At 52.4% G+C, this 21,965-nt stretch carries 22 protein-coding genes; all 22 read right to left on the bottom strand.

From position 1 onward, the window contains the following. Window positions 1-24: 24 nt before the first annotated feature. A complete protein-coding gene (locus IQ22_RS04475) occupies window positions 25-978 on the bottom strand; it encodes a TAXI family TRAP transporter solute-binding subunit (protein WP_145138674.1) in 954 nt (317 codons plus the stop codon). 361 nt (window positions 979-1,339) lie between these two features. Beyond that, window positions 1,340-3,175 carry a glutamine--fructose-6-phosphate transaminase (isomerizing) gene (glmS, locus tag IQ22_RS04470; protein ID WP_145138671.1) on the bottom strand — a complete coding sequence of 612 codons (1,836 nt, stop codon included), beginning with the start codon at window positions 3,173-3,175 and terminating at the stop codon, window positions 1,340-1,342. 63 nt (window positions 3,176-3,238) lie between these two features. Next, window positions 3,239-4,018, bottom strand: coding sequence for a DeoR/GlpR family DNA-binding transcription regulator (locus IQ22_RS04465; protein WP_145138667.1), 780 nt, complete (start codon window positions 4,016-4,018; stop codon window positions 3,239-3,241). A gap of 103 nt (window positions 4,019-4,121) precedes the next feature. Then, on the bottom strand, window positions 4,122-5,483 hold the full coding sequence (gene glmU, locus IQ22_RS04460) for a bifunctional UDP-N-acetylglucosamine diphosphorylase/glucosamine-1-phosphate N-acetyltransferase GlmU (protein WP_145138664.1): 1,362 nt from the start codon (window positions 5,481-5,483) through the stop codon (window positions 4,122-4,124). A gap of 144 nt (window positions 5,484-5,627) precedes the next feature. Beyond that, on the bottom strand, window positions 5,628-6,053 hold the full coding sequence (locus tag IQ22_RS04455) for a F0F1 ATP synthase subunit epsilon (protein ID WP_145138660.1): 426 nt from the start codon (window positions 6,051-6,053) through the stop codon (window positions 5,628-5,630). A 39-nt stretch (window positions 6,054-6,092) separates the two neighbouring features. Beyond that, on the bottom strand, window positions 6,093-7,469 hold the full coding sequence (gene atpD / locus IQ22_RS04450) for a F0F1 ATP synthase subunit beta (protein ID WP_145138657.1): 1,377 nt from the start codon (window positions 7,467-7,469) through the stop codon (window positions 6,093-6,095). A gap of 32 nt (window positions 7,470-7,501) precedes the next feature. Then, window positions 7,502-8,362 (bottom strand): F0F1 ATP synthase subunit gamma, encoded by an 861-nt coding sequence (atpG, locus tag IQ22_RS04445; RefSeq protein ID WP_145138654.1) that lies wholly within the window; start codon window positions 8,360-8,362, stop codon window positions 7,502-7,504. Window positions 8,363-8,414: 52 nt separating this feature from the next. After that, window positions 8,415-9,959: a F0F1 ATP synthase subunit alpha gene (atpA, locus tag IQ22_RS04440; RefSeq protein ID WP_145138651.1), complete on the bottom strand. Its 1,545-nt coding sequence runs from the start codon at window positions 9,957-9,959 to the stop codon at window positions 8,415-8,417. Window positions 9,960-9,977: 18 nt separating this feature from the next. Then, window positions 9,978-10,514: a F0F1 ATP synthase subunit delta gene (locus IQ22_RS04435; protein WP_145138648.1), complete on the bottom strand. Its 537-nt coding sequence runs from the start codon at window positions 10,512-10,514 to the stop codon at window positions 9,978-9,980. Window positions 10,515-10,525: 11 nt separating this feature from the next. Beyond that, on the bottom strand, window positions 10,526-10,996 hold the full coding sequence (locus IQ22_RS04430; protein ID WP_145138645.1) for a F0F1 ATP synthase subunit B: 471 nt from the start codon (window positions 10,994-10,996) through the stop codon (window positions 10,526-10,528). Window positions 10,997-11,052: 56 nt separating this feature from the next. After that, the gene (atpE, locus tag IQ22_RS04425; protein ID WP_010796333.1) at window positions 11,053-11,310 is read right to left on the bottom strand and encodes a F0F1 ATP synthase subunit C; all 258 of its coding nucleotides are present in this window, start codon (window positions 11,308-11,310) and stop codon (window positions 11,053-11,055) included. A 114-nt stretch (window positions 11,311-11,424) separates the two neighbouring features. Further along, window positions 11,425-12,288, bottom strand: a complete 864-nt coding sequence (gene atpB, locus IQ22_RS04420) for a F0F1 ATP synthase subunit A (RefSeq protein WP_145138642.1) — start codon at window positions 12,286-12,288, stop codon at window positions 11,425-11,427. 17 nt (window positions 12,289-12,305) lie between these two features. Further along, window positions 12,306-12,710, bottom strand: coding sequence for a F0F1 ATP synthase subunit I (locus IQ22_RS04415; protein ID WP_145138639.1), 405 nt, complete (start codon window positions 12,708-12,710; stop codon window positions 12,306-12,308). Window positions 12,711-12,855: 145 nt separating this feature from the next. Then, the gene (locus IQ22_RS04410) at window positions 12,856-13,728 is read right to left on the bottom strand and encodes a ParB/RepB/Spo0J family partition protein (protein WP_145138636.1); all 873 of its coding nucleotides are present in this window, start codon (window positions 13,726-13,728) and stop codon (window positions 12,856-12,858) included. A gap of 9 nt (window positions 13,729-13,737) precedes the next feature. Then, on the bottom strand, window positions 13,738-14,523 hold the full coding sequence (locus IQ22_RS04405; protein WP_145138633.1) for a ParA family protein: 786 nt from the start codon (window positions 14,521-14,523) through the stop codon (window positions 13,738-13,740). A gap of 8 nt (window positions 14,524-14,531) precedes the next feature. Beyond that, window positions 14,532-15,182 (bottom strand): 16S rRNA (guanine(527)-N(7))-methyltransferase RsmG, encoded by a 651-nt coding sequence (gene rsmG / locus IQ22_RS04400; RefSeq protein ID WP_145138630.1) that lies wholly within the window; start codon window positions 15,180-15,182, stop codon window positions 14,532-14,534. Further along, window positions 15,182-17,074, bottom strand: a complete 1,893-nt coding sequence (mnmG, locus tag IQ22_RS04395) for a tRNA uridine-5-carboxymethylaminomethyl(34) synthesis enzyme MnmG (protein WP_145138767.1) — start codon at window positions 17,072-17,074, stop codon at window positions 15,182-15,184. The genes rsmG and mnmG overlap by 1 nt, the downstream gene beginning before the upstream one ends. A 424-nt stretch (window positions 17,075-17,498) precedes the next feature. Then, window positions 17,499-18,866 carry a tRNA uridine-5-carboxymethylaminomethyl(34) synthesis GTPase MnmE gene (gene mnmE, locus IQ22_RS04390; RefSeq protein ID WP_145138626.1) on the bottom strand — a complete coding sequence of 456 codons (1,368 nt, stop codon included), beginning with the start codon at window positions 18,864-18,866 and terminating at the stop codon, window positions 17,499-17,501. Between the two features lie 64 nt (window positions 18,867-18,930). Beyond that, on the bottom strand, window positions 18,931-20,664 hold the full coding sequence (gene yidC / locus IQ22_RS04385; protein ID WP_145138623.1) for a membrane protein insertase YidC: 1,734 nt from the start codon (window positions 20,662-20,664) through the stop codon (window positions 18,931-18,933). Window positions 20,665-20,678: 14 nt separating this feature from the next. Further along, complete coding sequence (gene yidD, locus IQ22_RS04380) at window positions 20,679-20,915, bottom strand: membrane protein insertion efficiency factor YidD (RefSeq protein WP_145138620.1); 237 nt, start codon at window positions 20,913-20,915, stop codon at window positions 20,679-20,681. After that, window positions 20,908-21,312 (bottom strand): ribonuclease P protein component, encoded by a 405-nt coding sequence (gene rnpA / locus IQ22_RS04375; protein WP_244308921.1) that lies wholly within the window; start codon window positions 21,310-21,312, stop codon window positions 20,908-20,910. Before rnpA ends, yidD begins: the two co-directional genes overlap by 8 nt. Window positions 21,313-21,328: 16 nt before the next feature. Continuing rightward, entirely contained in the window at window positions 21,329-21,463 is a 135-nt protein-coding gene (gene rpmH, locus IQ22_RS04370) for a 50S ribosomal protein L34 (protein ID WP_010796343.1), read from the bottom strand. Window positions 21,464-21,965 lie beyond the last annotated feature (502 nt).

The following is a 21,965-nucleotide window of genomic DNA, read 5'->3' as shown; positions in this document are numbered from 1 at the left end:
CTCTGGAGATCAACGGGCTGCAACTCACTTGATAGCGCCGGCTTCCTTGTAAAAACGTTCCGCGCCCGGATGCAGCGGGATCGGCAGATTCAGCGTGGCAGACTCCAGGGATATGTCCTTCGCAGCGGCATGTGACGTTGCCAATCGATCAAGGTTGTCGAACATGAGCTTGGTCATCTGGTAAGCAACTTCATCCGAGACCCCTTCATGAGTGACTAGCAGATTAACGATTGCCGCCGTAGGAACGTCTGCGCTCTGGCCATCATAAGTCCCAGCTGGAATGACCTTTGACTGATAAGCGGAGCTACCAATTTTAGCGACGACATCGGCCGGTACGGGGACAAACGTTACCGGCATGGTAGAAGCCAAGTCGCGGAAAGCGGCCATACCCAGCCCAGACGATTGCAGTGTCGCGTCCAGCTGACGGTTTTTCATCAACTCAACGGATTCTGCAAAGGGTAGGTATTCGACTCGTCCCATGTCCTCGTAACTGAGTCCGGCTGCCTTGAAGATGGCACGCGCATTCAGTTCGGTACCGGATTTGGGCGCCCCCACGGAGATTCGTTTACCTTTGAGATCCGCTAGCGTCTTGATTCCCGAGTCGCCACTGGCCACGATCTGGATATAGTTTGGATAAGTGCCTGCAATAGCTCTAAGCTTTTTCAGAGGTGCCTTAAAACCTGCTTCGGCATCGCCTTCCCAGGCATCTTCCACCGAGTCTCCCAGAGCAAAAGCAAGCTCACCACGTCCAGCCTGCAACAGGTTGAGGTTTTCCACCGACGCCTTTGTTGCCTGGACAGAGGTTTTTGACCCTTCGATTCCGCTCCCGTACACCTGTGACAAGGCCACACCAATGGGGTAATACACGCCACTAGTTCCGCCGGTCAGTACATTAATGAACGTAGGCGCAGCGAATGCCGTACCTGCGGTGAAAACTGCCGCTGCAGCAAATACGCTCAAGCGTTTGATCATACGCATGGAATAGCTCCGTTTATTGTTATTGAACGAACGAGCAAAAACCGTTGTAACGTACCGCCTTTCTGTAATCCAGAAGGCTCAGATAGCTAGAGAGTTCAGAGGAGAACATGCCGGAGGCTAGGTCCGGTCGTATGAAAACGTGCTGCATGGGCTAGGCCTTTATTGTTTTTCTTCAACAACGTTTGTAATCGTCTAGTACGCCTGCCTGCGCTTTCCTGGCAGGTAATGGTCTGACCTGATTGTGCCGAGGCTTGTTTTCATACCGCAAGCCTTTTTCCTGCTTTCGCAGATGAATGTTTCACTACTCATGTCCGAATACAGCGGAGCAGGACCTTGCCGAAGCAAGGTCCTGTCGACTCATTTACTCTACGGTTACCGACTTTGCCAGATTACGAGGCTGGTCAACATCCGTGCCTTTCAGCACCGCAACGTGGTACGACAGGAGCTGTAAGGGAATGGTATACAGGATAGGTGCAAGTACATCATGAACGCTCGGCATTCCTATCAAATGTGTACCCTCACCGTTTTCCAGTGCAGCTTCAGCATCAGCAAAAACGATCAACTGGCCACCCCGCGCACGTACTTCCTGGAGGTTGGACTTGAGCTTCTCCAGTAATTCATTGTTAGGCGCTACTGTTACTACAGGCATGTCGGCATCTACCAGGGCCAACGGACCGTGTTTGAGCTCGCCAGCCGGATAGGCTTCCGCATGAATATAGGAAATCTCCTTGAGCTTGAGCGCCCCTTCCATCGCAACTGGATACTGAGCGCCTCGTCCCAAGAACAAGGTGTGGTGCTTTTCAGCAAAGAGTTCGGCGATACGCTCTACTACCTTGTCCATAGCCAGCGCCTCGTCCAGCTGGGCAGGTAGACGCCGCAACGCCTCAACCAGCTCAGCCTCCATGCCTTCCTCGAGACGATTCTGGCTACGGCCCAGGGCAAGCGTGAGCAGTAGTAGCGCGACCAGTTGAGTCGTGAAGGCTTTAGTAGAGGCTACCCCAATTTCTGGGCCCGCCTGGGTCAGCAGCGTTAGATCAGACTCACGAACCAAAGAGCTAGTAGCCACATTGCAAATGGATAGACTGGCTAGATACCCCAACGGTTTGGCATTGCGCAGCGCCGCCAACGTATCGGCCGTCTCTCCCGATTGGGAAATGGTAACAAAGAGCGAATCGGGCTGGACTGCAACACGACGGTAGCGGAACTCACTAGCTACCTCGACTTGGCAGGGAATACCCGTCAACCCTTCAAGCCAGTAACGAGCCACCAGACCCGCATGATAACTGGTCCCGCAGGCCACGATTTGGATATTGCGGACCCGCTTGAACAGCTCCTCGGCTTGAGGGCCAAAGGCCTCCACCAATACTTGCGCATCACCGAGCCGGCTCTCCAGGGTACGCTGAACTACTGCAGGCTGCTCATGGATCTCCTTGAGCATGAAATGACGAAACGCGCCCTTGTCTGCGGCCTCTGCTCCCTCATGGTACTGAATGACATCGCGCGTCACGGTCTCACCGTCCACGTCCCACACCGAGACGCCATCAAGACGAACCTCCGCGATGTCTCCTTCTTCCAGATACATGAACCGGTCAGTGACCTGACGCAGCGCCAGCTGATCGGATGCCAGGTAGTTTTCTCCCAACCCAAAGCCGATCACCAGCGGACTGCCGCTACGTGCCGCTACGATCCGGTCCGGTTGACGGGCATAAATGACGGCTACGCCATATGCACCATGTAACTCTTTTACTGCCACCTTTAACGCATCGGCAATGTTCGGATTGTCCTTTAGCTTGTGATGAATCAGGTGAACAATGACCTCGGTATCTGTTTGCGAGGTAAACACATAGCCCTGAGTCTTGAGCCATGTCCTGAGCGACTCATGGTTTTCGATAATGCCGTTGTGCACTACTGCTAGCTCACCATGTGAAAAATGAGGATGAGCATTGGCTTCGGTCGGCGCGCCGTGGGTTGCCCAACGCGTATGAGCGATACCCAGGCGACCTGTTAGTCCATCATCTCTTAAAGCGGCTTCCAACTCAGTGACCTTTCCAGGCCGACGAATACGCATCAGCTCATGATCTGCAGTAAAAACAGCCAGACCCGCACTGTCATAGCCACGGTATTCGAGGCGCTTGAGGCCTCCAATTAGAATAGGCGTAATGTTTCGCTCAGCAATGGCGCCAACGATGCCGCACATGGGATCTCCTTATTGAAACCAAGCGTTGCCCAAGCAGGAACGCTAAAAACAGATATAAGTTAATTACGAAGAAAAGTTATCCACAGCCGTACGCAGAACCGATACCCCTTTACTTTCAAGGTACCGCAACGCCTCATCAGGAAAGCGATTGTCGGTCACGAGGGTATGAATCTTGTCCCACGGTAGTTCTAGGTTCGGTATACGCCGCCCGAGCTTGTCGCTTTCGGCCATGACAACAACCTCCCGCGCCACCTCAGCCATTACGCGGGACAAACCAAGCAACTCATTAAAGGTTGTCGTGCCGCGTTCCAGATCCAGTCCGTCAGCTCCAATGAACAGCTGATCGAAGTCATAGGAACGCAGCACCTGTTCAGCTACTTGTCCCTGAAAAGATTCCGAATGTGGATCCCACGTGCCGCCTGTCATAAGCAGGACTGGCTCATGTTCGAGTTCACGCAGGGCATTGGCCACGTTTAACGAGTTAGTCATGACGACCAGACCGGGCTTATGGCCTAACTCGCGAATCAGAGCAGCTGTCGTACTGCCGCTATCAATAATGATTCGAGCATGTTCGCGAATACGTGATGCCGCTAGCCGTGCAATCGCCTGCTTAACGGCCGAAGGCGCCTGAGTGGTCTCGCTAATGAATTCTTGTGGAATGCAGACTGCCCCACCATAGCGCCGAAGCAAAAGACCATTCTTTTCCAGCGCTGCCAAGTCCTTACGAATAGTAACTTCGGAAGTCGAAAACAGCTTGGCCAGCTCATCGACACTGACCTCGCCCTGCTCATTTAAACGAGCAAGAATCGTATGTCGGCGTTGAGGTGTATTTCTCTTGGACATAAAAGTTTCGATTCGAAATATATTTGCTACGAATCAAAACTCTTTACTCTCTGTAAGTCAATCCCGGATAGTTAAAAGGGCTGCCAGCGCAGCCCTTTCATACTCATTTCTTCTTGCTGGGCCGCTCCCAGTCATTTTTCATAACCTGTCGGGCACGGCCTAAGGCTAGGGCATGAGCAGGTACATCTTCAGTAATCGTTGAGCCTGCTGCCGTTGTAACGCCATCGCCTAAACTCACTGGAGCAACCAGTGCACTATTCGAACCAATAAAGACATCATCCCCTATCGTGGTCCGATGTTTGTTAGCTCCATCGTAATTACACGTAATGGTGCCAGCCCCTACGTTACAGTTACGTCCCAATACGGCATCCCCGAGATAAGACAAGTGCCCCGCTTTGCTGCCTTCATTCAGATGGGCATTCTTGAGTTCCACAAAATTACCCACATGTACGTTGGCCTCCAGCACACTTCCTGGACGCAAACGAGCAAACGGGCCTACGTCAGCACCTTCGCCTACAATCGCACCATTAAGATGACTATTGGCTTTAATGATGGCGCCGCGCTTTAGCGTGCTGTTGTGAATAACGCAGTTAGGGCCAATCTCAACATTGTCTTCGATTACTACCGTCCCGCTTAAAATTACATTGACATCGATAGTAACGTCACGGCCAGCATGCACCTGGCCTCGTACATCGAAGCGGGCCGGATCCATTAGTGTGACGCCTTGGGTCATTAAGCGCTGAGCAGCACGCCACTGATAATGACGCTCCAAGTCTGCCAACTGCTTACGGTCATTGGCGCCCTGTACTTCCATGGCATCTTCTGGCTGAGCGGTAGCAACGCGCAGGCCATCGCCTACTGCCATGGCAATTACGTCGGTCAGGTAGTACTCACCTTGGGCATTGCTGTTGGAAAGACGGCTGAGCCAATCGCCCAAGCGCACACCGGGTACCGCCAGGATTCCTGTATTGCCTTCACAAATAGCTCGCTGCACGTCAGTGGCATCTTTATGCTCAACGATGGCATAAACCTCGCCACGCTCATCGCGCAGGATCCGTCCGTATCCCGTCGGATCGGCTAGTTCTACGGTTAGTAGCGCCAATTGATCATTGTTCACTTGCTCCAGCAAACGCTGGAGCGTTGCCGTTTCGATCAGGGGTACATCGCCATAGAGAATCAGAACTCGGTCAGCTGACAAATATGGAAGCGCCTGAGCGACTGCATGGCCTGTACCTAATTGCTCCTCCTGAACAATAAAATTAAGGTCATCTGCCGCCAATTTCTGCCTAACCGCTTCGCCGCCATGTCCAATGACAACATGAATGGCAAGCGGAGACAGTTCTCGAGCGCGGTCGATAACATGACCCAGCATGGCTCTACCTGCTACAGGATGGAGAACCTTGGGTACAGCGGAACGCATACGGGTGCCTTGCCCCGCAGCAAGAATGACGATTTCAAGGGACATTTCTACGCCTCGGTTCAGGCCGTCAGGCCTTGTAATAACAGGAGAAAGGGTCTCAAAGACCATTAGGCGCGGCAAGCACAACCACATAGAAATAAAAAAGGGTAGCCGAAGCTACCCTTTTTCTTTCGTCTGAGACAAAAGACCTTAACGCTTGGCCTGCCGACGCAATTGCTGAATAGTACGCAATTGCGCTGCAGCTTCAGCCAGCTGCGCAGAGGCCGTGCTGTAATCAAAGTTAGCGCCTTTCTCACTCAGCGTCTTCTCAGCCAGCTTCATCGCTTCCTGAGCAGCCGCTTCATCAAGATCGCCGGCTCGACTGGCAGTATCCGCCAATACTTCAACTACATTCGGCTGGACTTCAAGGAAACCACCAGAGATGTAAAACACCTCCTCCTCGCCGCCCTGCTTGACCAGACGAATCGGGCCAGGTAGGAGATCGGTCAACAGCGGAGCATGACCGGGAGCAATACCCAGATCGCCCAGGTTACCGTGGGCAATTACCATCTCGACCGCTCCGGAGAAGATGGCACCTTCCGCGCTGACGATATCGCATTGGACTGTCTTGGCCATATGCATGCCTCGTAAGGCGCCCGTTGCCGGGCGCACGGATTACAGTTTCTTCGCTTTTTCGATGGCTTCGTCGATGCTGCCAACCATGTAAAACGCCTGTTCAGGCAGATGGTCGTAGTCACCTTTTAGAATACCGCCAAAGCCTGCAATGGTGTCCTTGAGCGAAACGTACTTGCCCGGTGCACCGGTGAAGACTTCTGCCACGAAGAACGGCTGGGACAGGAAGCGCTGGATCTTACGAGCACGGGATACCAGCTGCTTGTCCGCTTCGGACAGTTCATCCATACCCAGGATCGCGATGATGTCCTTCAGCTCCTTATAGCGCTGCAGAACATACTGTACGCCGCGAGCAACATCATAGTGCTCCTGACCAATCACCAGCGGATCGAGCTGGCGAGAAGTAGAGTCCAGCGGATCCACAGCTGGGTAAATACCCAGGGAAGCGATATCACGGGACAGTACTACGGTTGCGTCCAGGTGGGCGAACGTAGTGGCTGGGGACGGGTCAGTCAAGTCGTCCGCTGGTACGTATACTGCCTGGATCGAAGTAATCGAACCGGTGCGAGTAGACGTAATACGCTCCTGCAGAACACCCATTTCTTCAGCCAATGTTGGCTGATAGCCTACGGCGGAAGGCATACGGCCCAGCAGAGCAGATACTTCAGTACCGGCTAGGGTGTAACGGTAAATGTTGTCAATGAACAACAGAACGTCACGTCCTTCATCACGGAACTTTTCAGCCATAGTCAGGCCAGTCAGTGCTACACGCAGACGGTTACCCGGCGGCTCGTTCATCTGACCGTAAACCAGGGCGACCTTATCCAGAACGTTAGAGTCCTTCATCTCGTGGTAGAAGTCGTTACCCTCACGAGTACGCTCACCCACGCCAGCGAACACAGAGTAACCGCTGTGCTCGATAGCGATGTTACGGATCAGTTCCATCATGTTTACGGTCTTGCCTACACCGGCACCACCGAACAGACCAACCTTACCACCCTTGGCGAACGGGCAAACCAAGTCAATAACCTTGATGCCAGTTTCCAGCAAGTCATTACTGCCGGATTGCTCTGCATAGGATGGCGCCTTGCGATGGATTTCCCAACGTTCTTCTTCGCCGATAGGACCAGCTTCGTCGATAGGGTTACCCAGTACGTCCATGATACGGCCCAGGGTCTTGACCCCTACCGGTACCTTGATCGCTTCGCCGGTATTATTCACGTTCAGGCCACGCTTAAGGCCTTCGGTGGAACCCATGGCGATGGAACGAACGACACCATCACCCAGCTGCTGCTGAACTTCCAGGGTCGTTTCCAGGCCCTGAATCTTCAGGGCGTCATAAATTTTCGGTACGGAATCGCGTGGAAATTCCACGTCGATTACGGCGCCGATGATTTGTACGATACGTCCGCTACTCATTTCGCGTTCCTCGAAAAATTAGAACCTGTCTATCAGACCGCAGCGGCGCCGCCGACGATTTCCGAAATTTCCTGTGTAATCGCCGCTTGGCGGGCCTTGTTGTAGATCAACTGTAGCTCGCTGATGAGTTCACCCGCATTATCCGTGGCGTTCTTCATTGCGATCATTCGCGCGGCTTGTTCACACGCGTTGTTTTCTACAACAGCCTGATACACCTGAGATTCCACATAGCGCACCAGAAGACCGTCTAATAGCGTTTTAGCATCCGGTTCGTATAGGTAATCCCAATGCTTTTGCAGGTTTGTATTCTGCTCAGCCACCAACGGTACCAGTTGCTCAACTGTCGGCTTCTGGACCATAGTGTTAACGAACTTGTTGGAAACCACGTATAGACGATCGATACGGCCATTCAGATAAGCATCAAGCATGACCTTGATGCTACCGATCAGATCATTGATCGAAGGCTCTTCGCCCAGATGACTAATCGCTGCGACTACATTTCCGCCATAGTTACGGAAGAAAGACGCACCCTTGCTGCCGATTACGCCCAGATCGATTTCGGTGCCGCGATCACGCTGTTCAACCATGTCACGAATCAGCGCCTTGAACAGGTTAATGTTCAAACCGCCTGCCAGACCACGGTCGGAGCTGACCACGATATAGCCCACACGCTTGACCGGACGCTCCACCATGAACGGATGACGATATTCCGGATTAGCATTAGCCAGGTGGCCAATCACAGCACGGATACGCTCGGCATAAGGTTTGCTGGCAGCCATGCGCGATTGAGCCTTGCGCATCTTACTGACAGCAACCTTTTCCATGGCGCTGGTGATCTTTTGTGTGCTTTTGATGCTCGCGATCTTACCGCGAATCTCTTTTGCGCCTGCCATTTAACACCTATCGGGTTAGCAGGCGGGAGCGCTCATGCGCCCCCGCCTGGGCTTACCAGGTTTGAGTGGCCTTGAACTTCTCGAGGCCGGCTTTGATGCCCGCATCGATTTCGTCGTTGAAGTCGCCCTTCTCGTTGATCTTAGCCATGAGAGCAGCGTGATCACGGTTGAAGTACGCAATCATGGCCTGCTCGAAGCTACCGATCTTGTCCAGCGAAACATCCGACAGGAAGCCCCGCTCGGCGGCATACAACGATAGGGCCATCTCAGCGATGGACATCGGCGCGTATTGCTTCTGCTTCATCAGCTCGGTAACACGCTGACCATGCTCGAGCTGCTTACGCGTGGCTTCGTCCAGGTCAGACGCAAACTGGGCAAATGCAGCCAATTCACGGTACTGAGCCAGTGCGGTACGGATACCACCGGACAGCTTCTTGATGATCTTGGTCTGCGCGGCTCCCCCTACACGGGATACGGAGATACCGGCGTTAACCGCAGGACGAATACCCGAGTTAAACAGGCTGGTTTCTAGGAAGATCTGACCGTCAGTAATAGAAATTACGTTAGTCGGAACGAACGCAGAAACGTCACCCGCCTGAGTTTCGATTAGCGGTAGAGCGGTCAAGGAACCGGTCTTACCTTTCACAGCACCCTTGGTGAACTGCTCTACGTACTCTTCGGATACGCGGGAAGCACGCTCGAGCAAACGGCTGTGTAGATAGAACACGTCGCCTGGATAGGCTTCACGGCCCGGCGGACGGCGCAGCAGCAGAGAAATCTGGCGATAAGCCACAGCCTGCTTGGACAGATCGTCATAAACGATCAGGGCATCTTCACCGCGGTCACGGAAGTATTCACCCATGGTGCAACCGGCATAAGGCGCCAGGAACTGCAGGGCAGCTGATTCAGAGGCACTGGCTGCAACCACGATAGTGTTCTGCAGAGCACCGTGCTCTTCCAGCTTGCGTACGACGTTAGCAATAGTCGATTGCTTCTGGCCGATAGCTACGTAGACACAACGGATACCGCTGTTACGCTGGTTGATAATCGCATCTACCGCCATGGCCGTCTTACCAACCTGACGGTCACCGATAATCAGCTCACGCTGACCACGGCCTACCGGGATCATGGCATCAACGGCCTTGTAGCCAGTTTGCACTGGCTGGTCAACCGATTTACGCCAAATCACGCCTGGAGCGACCTTTTCTACCGCATCTGTTTCTTTGGCATTGATCGGGCCTTTGCCATCGATCGGGTTACCCAGCGCATCGACGACACGACCCAGCAGTTCCGGACCTACCGGCACTTCCAGGATGCGGCCGGTGCACTTGGCACTCATGCCTTCGGCCAAGCCTAGGTAGTTACCCAGAACCACGGCACCAACAGAGTCTTGCTCAAGGTTCAACGCCATGCCATAGACGCCACCAGGGAACTCAATCATTTCCCCATACATGACGTCGGCTAGGCCGAAGATGCGCACGATACCGTCAGACACGCTGACGATAGTACCTTCATTGCGCGCTTGCGAAGAGACGTCGAGTTTCTCGATACGGCTCTTGATAATTTCACTAATTTCGGAAGGATTGAGTTGCTGCATGCTACTGCCCCTTCAAACTCAAGGTTTCAACGCTTCGGCCAGTTGCGCGAGCTTGCCGCGAACGGAGCCATCGATTACCAAGTCGCCGGCGCGGATAACCACACCGCCGATCAGGCCCGCATCCTCGGATGCATGAAGTCGCACATCGCGACCGAGCCTTGCGCTGAGAGCCTTGGCGAGTTTGTCTTGCTGTTCGTCGCTCAAAGCGAAAGCACTAGTGACTTCCGCCTCGATGGATCTTTCCTGCTCAGCTTTGAGCTCTTCATAAAGCTCAGAGATGGTCGGCAAAAGATCTATCCGGTTGTTTTCTGCCACGGTCCGAACAAAGTTCTGGGCCTGTACATCCAGCTGATCGCCGCACACGTCAATGAGCAGCTTGGCCTTGGCGTCCGCGGTTAACTGCGGTTGCTGAAGCAGCTGGCGCACGGTCTCATCCTGAGTAACCGCGGCGAGCAGTCTCAGTTCCTCAGACCACTTGGTCAGATTCTGCTGAGACTGTGCGAACTCAAAAGCTGCCTTGGCATAGGGCCGGGCCAGCGTGTTCAGTTCTGCCATAATGGCCTCGCTTAGATTTCCGCAGCCAGTTGGTCAACCAACTGTGCATGGGCTTTAGGATCAATCGTTGTAGCCAGAATCTTCTCGGCACCCGCAACGGCCAAAATACCGACCTGCGCACGCAGAGCTTCCCTGGCACTGTTGATTTCCTGCTCGATCTCAGCCTGGGCCTGCTCTTTCAGACGCTCGCCTTCCGCACGGGCCTTAGCCTGGGCTTCTTCGATGATCTGAGTAGCACGCTTGTTAGCTTGCTCGATGATTTCAGCCGCCTGGCCTTTCGCTTCGCTCAATTTCTGGGTGGCTTGTTCCTGCGCCATTTCCAGGTCACGAGCCGCGCGGTTGGCAGCGTCCAGACCGTCAGCAATCTTCTTTTCACGCTCCCGCAAAGCCGCAATGACCGGAGGCCACACGAACTTCATGCAGAAGAGCACGAAGATAAAGAAGGCAACGGACTGGCCAATCAGGGTTGCATTAATGTTCACGCCAACACCTCGCTCGTTCGTTGTCTATCAATCACACGAATCATCGATTCGGATGATTAGCCGGCGATCTGACCAACGAAGGGGTTAGCGAAGGTGAAGAACAGAGCGATACCAACGCCGATCATGGTTACGGCGTCTAGCAGACCCGCCACGATAAACATTTTTACCTGAAGCATTGGAACGAGTTCCGGCTGACGGGCTGCGCCTTCCAGGAACTTGCCGCCCAACAGGCCGAAGCCAATGGCAGTACCCAGTGCGCCCAGACCAATCAGCAGTGCTACGGCAATCGCGGTCAGTCCAACTACAGTTTCCATTTTTCCTCCCGACTTTTAAGTCGTCTTGGTTTAAGGTTGAAGCGAAATTTTTTATTCCCCATGCCCTCGCGGGCGACCTCTTCTTACGAAGAGGATCATCAAGTGCTCTAGCTCTTAATGATTTTCTTCATGCGCCATCGACATGTAGACGATGGTTAGCATCATGAAGATGAAGGCCTGCAAGGTAATGATCAGGATATGGAACACAGCCCATGCCCACTGCAGGACAATACCTAGACCACCCATTGCCAGCCCATTGGCGAACATAATGGCAATCAGGATGAAGATCAGCTCGCCAGCATACATGTTGCCGAAGAGTCGCAAGGCCAGGGAAACCGGGCGTGCTATAAGCGTTACAAACTCGAGCAGGAAGTTGATCGGAATCAGAATGATCTGAACCAGCATGTTCTTGCTATGGAACGGATGCAGGGTCAACTCGCCCAGGAAACCGCCAATACCTTTCACCTTGATGCTGTAGAAGATCAACAGGGCAAAAACAGAGAGTGCCATACCGATCGTAGCATTCGGGTCGGTTGTGGGAACCACACGGAAGTAGGTGTGCTCGCCGCCAATAAGCCCAGCCACCATGGGCAGCCAATCTACCGGCACCAAGTCCATCAGGTTCATCAGGAAAATCCAGACGAAGATAGTCAAGGCCAGGGGAGCAATCAACGGGTTACGTCCGTGGAAAGTATCTCGCACGCTGCTATCGACGAACTCAATGATGACTTCAACGAAATTTTGCAATTTGCCAGGCTGGCCACTGGTAGCCTTTACCGCTACGGCACGGAAAATGCCAATAAAAATCAGGCCTAGAACGACCGACCAACCTAGGGTATCCAGGTGGAAGGCCCAAAAGCCCATTTCTTTTGCTTCTTCAGGGGTATGGGCGAAACTCCAGCCATTCACCGGATGCTGACCATAGGTCAGATTCTGTAAGTGGTGCTGGATGTAACCCGAAGCGGATTCTGCTGCCATGGTTTGCCTCGAACGCTTTAAGGTCTAGAAGATCGTTTGACTAATAAGGGAGCACACGCATTGACGAAAAGCGTCAACAAGTAAACACCAAACAATGCCATAGGCATCAAGGGCTTTACTCCCGCAAACGTCACTGCAAACAGCAGTGCCGTCAAAATCAGTTTTCCCGCCTCACCCGCATAAAAAGAGCGGACAATATCGCGGGCTGCTCTGGCTCCCGCATAGCGGAACGCCTTGAATGAGAAATACACATTGGGTAACCAGGCGATCAAGCCACCCAACAAACCGGAATAAGCAGCAACCTTGCCTACGAAGCAAAACAAAACCAACGTTGCGACAATCGCGACGACCAGTTGGACGAGCAGCAAAGTAGATGCTGGCTGACGGTGAAGCGGCAGGCGTTTGGGCATGCGATCAACCATCGCGCTCGAAGTCCTCTGGCGTCGGCTAATTATTTAACCTTGGCATATTTTATGCCGACGAAAAGCGCGCAGAGTATAGGAGTCTGCAAGCGCCCATTCAAGCCATGCGGTAACGTTTACGACCATCCGCTACCGATTGAATATATTAGCGAATGTGAGCAAGCACACCTTGCAGCTCATCCAGCGAACTATAGCGTATAACTAGCTGGCCTTTACCTTTTTCGCCATGGCGTATTTGCACCGGGGCTCCTAGGCGTTCAGCCAGACGCTGTTCTAGGCGCAAGATATCAGGATCACCTGCCGGAGCTTTTTCCGTAGTTTCCTTACCGCTCAGCCATTGTCTGACCAGCGCTTCGGTCTGACGTACGGTCAATCCGCGTGCGACAACGTGTCGCGCCCCTTCGACCTGTTTTGCAGCGGGAAGTCCAAGCAATGCACGGGCATGACCCATTTCCAGATCACCATGTGCCAACATGGTCTTGATTTCATCCGGCAATCCGATCAAACGTAGCAGATTAGCAACGCTAACACGTGACTTGCCCACAGCATCGGCCACTTGTTGCTGTGTAAGTTTGAACTCTTGCTGCAGGCGTTGGAGCGCAAGAGCCTCTTCAATCGGACTTAAGTCTTCGCGTTGGATATTCTCGATAAGCGCCATAGCAATGGCAGCCTCGTCGGGTATGTCCTTGATCAACGCAGGAATATGTTCCATACCCGCCTGCTGACAGGCCCGCCAGCGACGCTCACCAGCAATGATTTCATAACGGCCATCGCCAATAGGCCGAACCACAATGGGCTGCACCAGGCCTTGAGCCCGGATCGAGCGAGCAAGCTCTTCCAAGGTAGCCGGATCCATATCGCGGCGTGGCTGGTATTTTCCGCGTTGCAAAATCTCTAAAGGAAGATGATGTAGCTGACGATCATCGGCCTTGACGGCTTCTTGTTGCAGGGTATTAGCAGTCACGCCACCCAGCAGTGCATCGAGCCCGCGTCCAAGCCCTCTTTTCTTGACTGCCATGTAATTTCCTTAAGCGATTGCTTTTGCAGCCTTACGCTGCCGACGGACCAATTCGCCCGCCAGAGCCAAATAGGCGTTGGCTCCAGTAGAGCTCTTGTCGTAAGCCAGTGCCGGCATGCCATGACTAGGTGCCTCGGCCAACCGGACATTACGCGGTATCACCGTTTCGTAAAGCGTGTCGCCAAAATGAGCCTTAAGCTGGCCAGCTACATCATTGGCCAAATTGATTCGTGGATCGAACATGGTACGCAACAGGCCCTCAATTTTCAGACCTGGATTGAGCGATTGTCCAATACGTTGAATACTGCCGATCAGATCGGTTAGCCCTTCCAGAGCAAAATATTCACATTGCATGGGAATAATAACCCCATCAGACGCAACCAAACCGTTGATGGTCAGCATCGACAAAGAAGGCGGACAATCAATCAAGACATAGTCATAGTTTTCCCGAATTGGAGCCAACGCTTGCCGCAAGCGGCTTTCACGCTTATCCATTTCAAGCATTTCTACTTCAGCCGCCGTAACGTCACGGTTCGAGGGCAGAAGTTGATAGCCACCATGTTCGGAAAACTGCATGGCTTCAATGAGGTCACACTGCCCCGTCAGTACATCAAGCACTGAATGCTCGAGGTTATGCTTATCCACACCGCTTCCCATGGTCGCGTTGCCCTGTGGATCAAGATCAATCAACAGTACCCGTCGACGGGTCGCAACGAGCGAAGCAGCCAGATTGATACACGTCGTGGTCTTACCCACGCCGCCTTTCTGGTTGGCTATCGCGAAAACCTTGGCCATGAGCCGCTTTACCCCTCTTCAACAATACGGCGAAGTATCAACAGGTGCCGCTGCCCTTGGCAACCTGGAACCTGCAAGGCGTGCTCTGCTTCAATTCTAAAATCCGAAGGCAGAGCTGTTAATTCATCTACAGGGTACACGCCTTTCATGGCAAGCCAGTGCGTTGACTGATCACCTAAGTGACGTGTCCAGTTGGTAAAATCCACTAATGAGCTGAACGCCCGTGAAACGATTCCAGTAAATGCGCGCTCCGGCGTAAAAGCTTCGACGCGACTGTGGATAACATTAAGATTATCCAAGCCCAATTCGATCTTTGCCTGGGTCAAAAACCGAGTCTTTTTCCCATTGCTGTCCAAAACAGTAAAATTGGAGTCCGGAAACAGGATGGCCAACGGAACACCTGGCATACCACCGCCGCTACCTACATCCAGCCAATCGCCTGCCGCTATATGGGGGACAATGCTTAAACTATCAAGCAGATGCCGCGAAACCATTTCATCGGGATCGCGTACTGCTGTCAGGTTGTATGCTTTGTTCCACTTGACCAGCAAGCCCATGTAAGCCAGTAGACGCTGGATTGTTTGGTCCTCCAACGCTATTCCTAACTCTTGTGCACCTGAGCGTAACTCATCCGTATAGCGACTCATTCCCTCGGACATCAGGCCATCTGCTCCAATTGGCGTCCCGCTGAACGCTTTTTCAAGTGAATCATCAACAATGAGATTGCAGCGGGAGTCACTCCGGGAATTCGCGAAGCCTGCCCAAGGGTTTCCGGGCGGCTTTGCGTCAGCTTGTGCTGGATTTCCTTCGACAGTCCAGAAATCACGGCATAATCCAGATCCGCTGGGAGCCGTATGCTTTCGCTATTACGCAAGCGTTCGATTTCATCCTGTTGACGCTCGATATAGCCTGCGTACTTAGTTTTTATCTCAACCTGCTCAGCCACCTGTGGATCTTCAATGACTCCGCCAGTTACTTCTATCAGGCTAACATAATCAATTTCCGGCCGGCTCAGCAGACTCTGAAGGCTGTATTCATGCGTAAGTGGCGTACCGAAACGTTCCGCAATGGCATCCCCTTGCGGTGTTCCCGGTCGTACCCAGGTAGATTTAAGACGTTGCTCTTCCTGAACGATACGTTCGCGTTTAAGGCAGAAAGCCTGCCAACGCGTATCGTCTACCAAACCCAGTTCACGACCTTTTTCCGTTAACCGTAGGTCCGCGTTGTCTTCTCGCAGAATCAACCGGTACTCCGCACGTGATGTAAACATCCGGTAAGGCTCTTGAGTACCTAGCGTGATCAGGTCGTCTACAAGCACCCCCAAGTAGGCCTCATCGCGACGAGGACACCAACTTTCCTTGCCCTGTGCACGAAGCGCAGCATTTGCGCCAGCTAACAGCCCTTGTGCGCCAGCCTCTTCGTAGCCGGTTGTTCCATTGATCTGCCCGGCAAAAAACAAGCCGCTGATAACCTTGGTTTCCAAGCTGTATTTCAAATCACGCGGATCAAAAAAATCATATTCGATGGCATAGCCTGGGCGGAGGATATGGGCATTTTCCATCCCACGCATCGAGCGTACCAATTCGAGTTGTACATCGAATGGTAATGAGGTCGAGATTCCATTGGGATAAAGCTCGTGAGTAGTTAGACCTTCCGGTTCCAGGAAGACCTGATGACTGTCCTTATCCGCGAAACGATGGATCTTGTCTTCGATCGAAGGGCAGTAACGTGGGCCGACCCCTTCGATCACCCCTGAATACATCGGCGAACGATCGAGGTTGTTGCGAATAATGTCGTGCGTTCGGGCATTCGTGTGGGTAATCCAGCAGCTTACCTGCTGTGGATGCTCATCCACAGACCCCATAAAGGACATAACAGGCAGAGGGGTATCGCCCGGCTGCTCGGTCATGACCGAAAAATCTACCGTACGTCCATCGATGCGCGGAGGCGTTCCTGTTTTTAATCGGGAAACGCGCAGGGGTTGTTCACGAAGACGTTTCGACAAGGCATTGGCGGGCGGATCACCGGCACGACCACCTGAATAATTTTGCAAGCCAATGTGGATAAGTCCGCCCAGGAATGTGCCTGTGGTCAAAACTACGTTATCCGCATGGAAGCGTAGCCCCATTTGGGTCACAACGCCTTTGACCTGATCCTGTTCAACAAGCAAGTCATCACATGACTGTTGAAATATCCACAGATTAGGCTGGTTTTCCAGGGTGTAACGAACCGCGGCTTTATAAAGAATTCGATCGGCCTGAGCACGGGTAGCTCGTACAGCAGGTCCCTTCCGGCTGTTCAAGATACGAAATTGAATACCGGCCTTGTCAGTAGCCTGCGCCATAGCGCCACCCAAGGCATCAATTTCCTTGACCAAATGACTCTTGCCGATACCCCCAATTGCTGGGTTACAGCTCATTTGCCCGAGTGTTTCCACATTGTGGGTTAACAGCAAAGTTTTCACGCCCATGCGTGCTGCTGCCAATGCAGCCTCGGTACCGGCATGGCCACCGCCAACCACGATGACGTCAAAACGGGAAGGGAAATCCACCATGCACCTCGTGCCTGTTTGATAAGGGGGATTAGGGAAGGGGCGGAAGTATAAGGGTTCAGGCTTTTTCTATGAAGCCTTTTGAACAAAAAATAACCAGCTTCGGTTAAGGAATACACAGACAATAGAAATAACAAATATGAAAAATATAAGAAGATTGTTAATGCTGTTATATATGTAGACAGCATTTTCTGTGGATAACTGCCTGAGGCATAGACAGCTAGCGCTTTCCAGGAAATGATAAGTTAGGGTAAAAGCTGTCGCTCTCCTCTTCGAAAGCCGTCCACAGCCTGTTAATAACATAATACGTTATACACATGGCTTTTCAGTAACAACCCTTAATCCATATTGTACCCATACCTAAAGCATACTTATCCACAGGCATAAAAAAAGCCCCTGCTGGGGCTTTTAGATGTGGAAAAGTCTACTTGCCTATGCAGAAGCTCGAAAATATGCGTCCTAACAGATCATCCGAGCTAAATGCGCCAGTAATTTCTCCTAACGCCTGCTGAGCCATACGTAGGTCTTCTGCGAGTAATTCACCTGACCCACTAAGCACTAATTGAGCACGTCCATGCTTCAAAAAATGCCCTGCGCTTTTTAATGCGTCTAAATGCCGCCTACGAGCACTAAAACTGCTCTCTGCTGTTTGCTCGAAGCCTACGCAAGCCTTGAGATGTTCGCGGAGCAGCTCGACACCTGTGCCTGTCACGGCGGAAAGCGTTAGGATATGCATACCTTCTGGCGTAGCGGTTTGGCTGGCATCTTCTCCAATAAGGTCAGCCTTGTTTCGAATGACGGTTACCTTACGATCGGCAGGTCGCTGCGCTAAAAATTCAGGCCAGAGCGCTTGAGGATCGCTGGCTTCCGGTGCAGTAGCATCTACTACCAAAAGGATACGATCTGCACCCTCAATCGCTGCCAGCGCACGCTGTACACCAATTTGTTCGACTCGATCATCAGTATTACGTAAGCCTGCAGTATCGATCACATGTAGTGGCATGCCATCCAACTGAATATGTTCACGTAGAACGTCCCGCGTAGTACCGGCAATATCCGTCACGATAGCAGCTTCACGCCCTGCCAAGGCGTTTAGAAGGCTGGACTTGCCTGCATTGGGGCGTCCTGCGATAACTACTGTCATTCCATCCCGGAGCAAGGCGCCTCGTCCTGCCTCGCGTTCAACTTGAAACAATTCTTCACATACACCATCAATCAATGTCAAAACATGGCCATCGGCCAAAAAGTCGATTTCTTCTTCGGGGAAATCAATAGCAGCCTCGACATACAGACGCAGCTGGATCAGGCGCTCAGTTAAGCTGTCAACCCGTCGGGAGAATTCACCTTGCAGAGAACGAAGGGCATTGCGCGCAGCCTGTTCTGAGCTAGCTTCTATCAAGTCGGCAATCGCTTCGGCCTGCGCTAGGTCGAGCTTGTCATTGAGAAATGCCCTTTCGCTGAATTCTCCAGGGCGTGCCGGGCGAGCTCCTAAAGCCAGCACTTGGCGCAGTAAAAGGTCAAGTACGACCGGACCGCCGTGCCCTTGCAACTCCAGTACATCTTCCCCCGTAAAGGAATGAGGGCCTGGGAAAAACAGGGCGATGCCTTCGTCAAGCACAGTGCCATCCGAATGGGTAAATGGTCCGTAATGGGCATGGCGTGGCTTCGGCGTTTTACCACAGAGGGTTTGAGCAATCGCCGCGGCAGCGGGCCCGGATACCCTGACAATACCCACACCTCCTCGGCCTGGGGCGGTAGCGATAGCGGCAATAGTGTCCTGCGATACGTGCATGTTCGAACTCCAGAATGCACAACGCCCCTTAACAGGGGCGTTGTGTAGGCGGTTCAGGCGATGATCAGGCCGTCTTGGCCGCAGCATCGATCCGACGGTTGATATACCACTGCTGAGCAATAGACAAACAGTTGTTCACAATCCAATACAGCACAAGGCCAGCTGGGAACCACAGGAAGAAGAAGGTAAAGATGATCGGCATCAGCTTCATCATCTTGGCCTGCATGGGGTCCGGTGGCGTCGGGTTCAGCATTTGCTGAACAAGCATGGTAGCGCCCATGATGATTGGCAGGATAAAGAACGGATCCTTAGCAGCCAGGTCAGTAATCCAGAACATCCAGGGTGACTGGCGCATTTCCACACTTTCCAGCAACACCCAATACAAGGCCAAAAACACAGGCATCTGTACCAGGATCGGCAGGCAGCCTCCCAGAGGATTAATTTTTTCCTTCCGGTACAGCTCCATCATGGCTTGGGACATTTTCTGGCGGTCATCGCCATATTGTTCTTTCAACGCCTGCAAGCGAGGTGAAACAGCACGCATGCGCGCCATTGAACGGTAACTGGCAGCAGATAACGGAAAGAAAATAGCCTTGATGATAATGGTCAGTACAATAATTGACCAACCCCAGTTCCCTAGAATGCTGTGGATATGTTGCAGCAACCAGAAGATAGGCTGAGCAATAAACCACAAGAAGCCATAGTCAACTGTTAACTCGAGACCTGGGGATAAATCCTTCAAGTGCTCCTGTAGCTTTGGACCTGCATAAAGGGTAGCTGAGGTTTCAGCCTTAGTACCAGGCGCTACGCTGATTTGAGGGCCGGTAAAACCTACAAGATAATTGCCCTGACTATCCTTGCGGGTCTGTAGTTGATGCGTTTCATTGTTGTTAGGTACCCAGGCGGTTACGAAATAATGCTGTAACCAGGCAACCCAGCCTCCCTGAACAGTCTCCTGTAGGTTCTGCTTGTCGATATCTTTCATCGACACCTTGCGATAGGGTTCCTCTGGAGTACCTACGGCAGCGCCTAGGTAGGTAGACACGCCTGTAGCTGTTGTGGCAGATGGATCTCCACTCGCGTCACGCTTGAGCTGTGCATAGAAAATGCCGTTCCAGTTCTGATCGCTCTGGTTATCGATCAGGTAGCTGACCTGAACCTGATAAGCGTCAGGATTGATGCAGGAAATTTTCTTCTGAGCTTTTTCAATATCGGAACATTCAAGCTTCAAGCCCCGGTGAAAGGTAAAACGCTTGATGTAATTGATACCGTTTTCGCTAAACGTAAGGTCTACAACCAGACGATCCTGGCCATCAGACAAGGTGTAGTTCTGTTGGACGCTCTGATAAACCGGACGTCCCGTCTGACGAGCATCCGGTCCATTGGCTCCTGTCAGGCCGCTCTGAGCCAGATAGAGGCGTTCGTTACCGTTATCAAATAGAGTAAACGGTGTCTCCGGGCGATCTTGGCGACGTGGATATTGAATCAATCCCAGCTGAACAATATCGCCACCCCGTGGATCGATGTTGACATCCAGAACATCGGTACGGACATGGATGGGCTGACCATTGCTACTGATTGACTTGGGCACTTCACTGGCTGGTGTCTCGCCAGGAGCTGTCGGTACATCAGCCGCCGAACCACTAAGGGTAGGCGTGTCGGACGGCAACGTAGCGGCGGTTGACTGTGTAGCAGGAACAGGCATATCGGACTGGTCGTAATCCTTGTTCCATTGCAACACCATTGTGTAAGACACGATCGCGAGGGCGACAATGAGAAACGTGCGCTTGATATCCATGATTACTCGGCCATCTAAGAGGTCGGTGCTTGGGATTGTTCTGGTGGCACCGGATCGTATCCACCAGGATGCCAGGGATGACAGCGTCCAAGCCGGCGCGTCGTCATCCAGCCACCCCGCAGAAAGCCATGACGTTCTATGGCTTCATGGGCATAGCTTGAGCAGCTGGGGTAGAAACGGCAGTGCGAAGCCATCATCGGACTGATGGCGTAACGGTAGAAGCGGATAAGCAGCAAAGCCGGCTTACGCATAGGAACCGTTTGCCTGTTTCGAACTTTCGGAAAGATCAGTCTTCGGTTGAGTCTTACGTACCACGCGATGCCAAAGCTTGCCCAAATGCTGATGCAGCTCGGGATTCGCGAGATCCCCAAAACCCTTGCGGGCAATCACGACAATATCCAGGCCTATCAGATGATCCTGATGAAGTCGGAATGATGCGCGAAGAACACGCTTGAGTCGGTTGCGCTCGACTGACAGCTTGACGCTTTTCTTGCCTATCACCATACCCAGCCGGGGATGATCTAGGCCGTTCTGGCGTACAAGAAGAAGAACACTGTTACCTGGGACCTTAAAAGTGGGAGAGTCGAAGACACTTTTAAACTGCCTAGAGGTCAGGAGCCGTTTTTCGCGGCTGAAGTCTCGACTCACCACCTGTGCCGGACTATCAGACTGCCAGACGCTTACGGCCTTTGGCACGACGACGGGATAGAACCTGACGGCCATTCTTAGTCGCCATACGAGCACGGAAACCGTGAGTACGGGCGCGCTTCAAAGTGCTGGGTTGGAAAGTGCGTTTCATGGTCAGTTACCTAGGTATGAACGAAGAGAGGTGAAATCACCCCTTTTAAATAGATCGGCGATTCTAGAGAAAGCGTGCGAAGAGGTCAATTTCCGTACAGCGGGAGTTGTCAATAAAAAACAACAAGGAACGAAATATAAAAAGATAGATACAGTGTTAATACTTACAGAGCATTCTTTCTGTGGATAAATTGCTACACCTTAGAGAGCTGTTGAGATAGACGCGAAGGATAAGTCACCGTGAAAGCAGTCCACAGCCTGTAATCCAGCTGGTCAAATCCTGTGGATATAAAGCGATGTTAACCACAAGGCAGTTATCAACAGGCCTAAAGGTAAGGTTAAGCACTGGGTACAAGGAAGGATATCCACAATGAAATATTTTTCATGAGGAAAGAAAGAAATCTACAGTGATGGATCTGGAATGTGGATAAGTCGTGCGGGGAGCGATACAATGCGGGGCTATGCTCACCATCTTCTTTATGCAAGGCCGTTCCCTGTTGGAA

Origin of the sequence: Pseudomonas duriflava (assembly GCF_007830155.1) — a bacterium.
GTDB classification, from domain to species: Bacteria; Pseudomonadota; Gammaproteobacteria; order Pseudomonadales; family Pseudomonadaceae; genus Chryseomonas; species Chryseomonas duriflava.
This window is presented reverse-complemented; position numbering and strand designations above follow the sequence as displayed.

Bases quoted from the DNA above. Each gene is read 5' to 3' on its own strand.
- IQ22_RS04415 (WP_145138639.1), bottom strand. From the start codon at position 12,710: ATGGTTGATCGCATGCCCAAACGCCTGCCGCTTCACCGTCAGCCAGCA.
- IQ22_RS04405 (WP_145138633.1), bottom strand. From the start codon at position 14,523: ATGGCCAAGGTTTTCGCGATAGCCAACCAGAAAGGCGGCGTGGGTAAG.
- rsmG (WP_145138630.1), bottom strand. From the start codon at position 15,182: ATGTCCGAGGGAATGAGTCGCTATACGGATGAGTTACGCTCAGGTGCA.
- glmS (WP_145138671.1), bottom strand. From the start codon at position 3,175: ATGTGCGGCATCGTTGGCGCCATTGCTGAGCGAAACATTACGCCTATT.
- yidD (WP_145138620.1), bottom strand. From the start codon at position 20,915: ATGCGTAAGCCGGCTTTGCTGCTTATCCGCTTCTACCGTTACGCCATC.
- mnmE (WP_145138626.1), bottom strand. From the start codon at position 18,866: ATGCACGTATCGCAGGACACTATTGCCGCTATCGCTACCGCCCCAGGC.
- glmU (WP_145138664.1), bottom strand. From the start codon at position 5,483: ATGTCCCTTGAAATCGTCATTCTTGCTGCGGGGCAAGGCACCCGTATG.
- IQ22_RS04475 (WP_145138674.1), bottom strand. From the start codon at position 978: ATGCGTATGATCAAACGCTTGAGCGTATTTGCTGCAGCGGCAGTTTTC.
- IQ22_RS04465 (WP_145138667.1), bottom strand. From the start codon at position 4,018: ATGTCCAAGAGAAATACACCTCAACGCCGACATACGATTCTTGCTCGT.
- rpmH (WP_010796343.1), bottom strand. From the start codon at position 21,463: ATGAAACGCACTTTCCAACCCAGCACTTTGAAGCGCGCCCGTACTCAC.
- yidC (WP_145138623.1), bottom strand. From the start codon at position 20,664: ATGGATATCAAGCGCACGTTTCTCATTGTCGCCCTCGCGATCGTGTCT.
- IQ22_RS04410 (WP_145138636.1), bottom strand. From the start codon at position 13,728: ATGGCAGTCAAGAAAAGAGGGCTTGGACGCGGGCTCGATGCACTGCTG.
- atpE (WP_010796333.1), bottom strand. From the start codon at position 11,310: ATGGAAACTGTAGTTGGACTGACCGCGATTGCCGTAGCACTGCTGATT.
- atpG (WP_145138654.1), bottom strand. From the start codon at position 8,362: ATGGCAGGCGCAAAAGAGATTCGCGGTAAGATCGCGAGCATCAAAAGC.
- IQ22_RS04435 (WP_145138648.1), bottom strand. From the start codon at position 10,514: ATGGCAGAACTGAACACGCTGGCCCGGCCCTATGCCAAGGCAGCTTTT.
- atpB (WP_145138642.1), bottom strand. From the start codon at position 12,288: ATGGCAGCAGAATCCGCTTCGGGTTACATCCAGCACCACTTACAGAAT.
- IQ22_RS04455 (WP_145138660.1), bottom strand. From the start codon at position 6,053: ATGGCCAAGACAGTCCAATGCGATATCGTCAGCGCGGAAGGTGCCATC.
- atpA (WP_145138651.1), bottom strand. From the start codon at position 9,959: ATGCAGCAACTCAATCCTTCCGAAATTAGTGAAATTATCAAGAGCCGT.
- atpD (WP_145138657.1), bottom strand. From the start codon at position 7,469: ATGAGTAGCGGACGTATCGTACAAATCATCGGCGCCGTAATCGACGTG.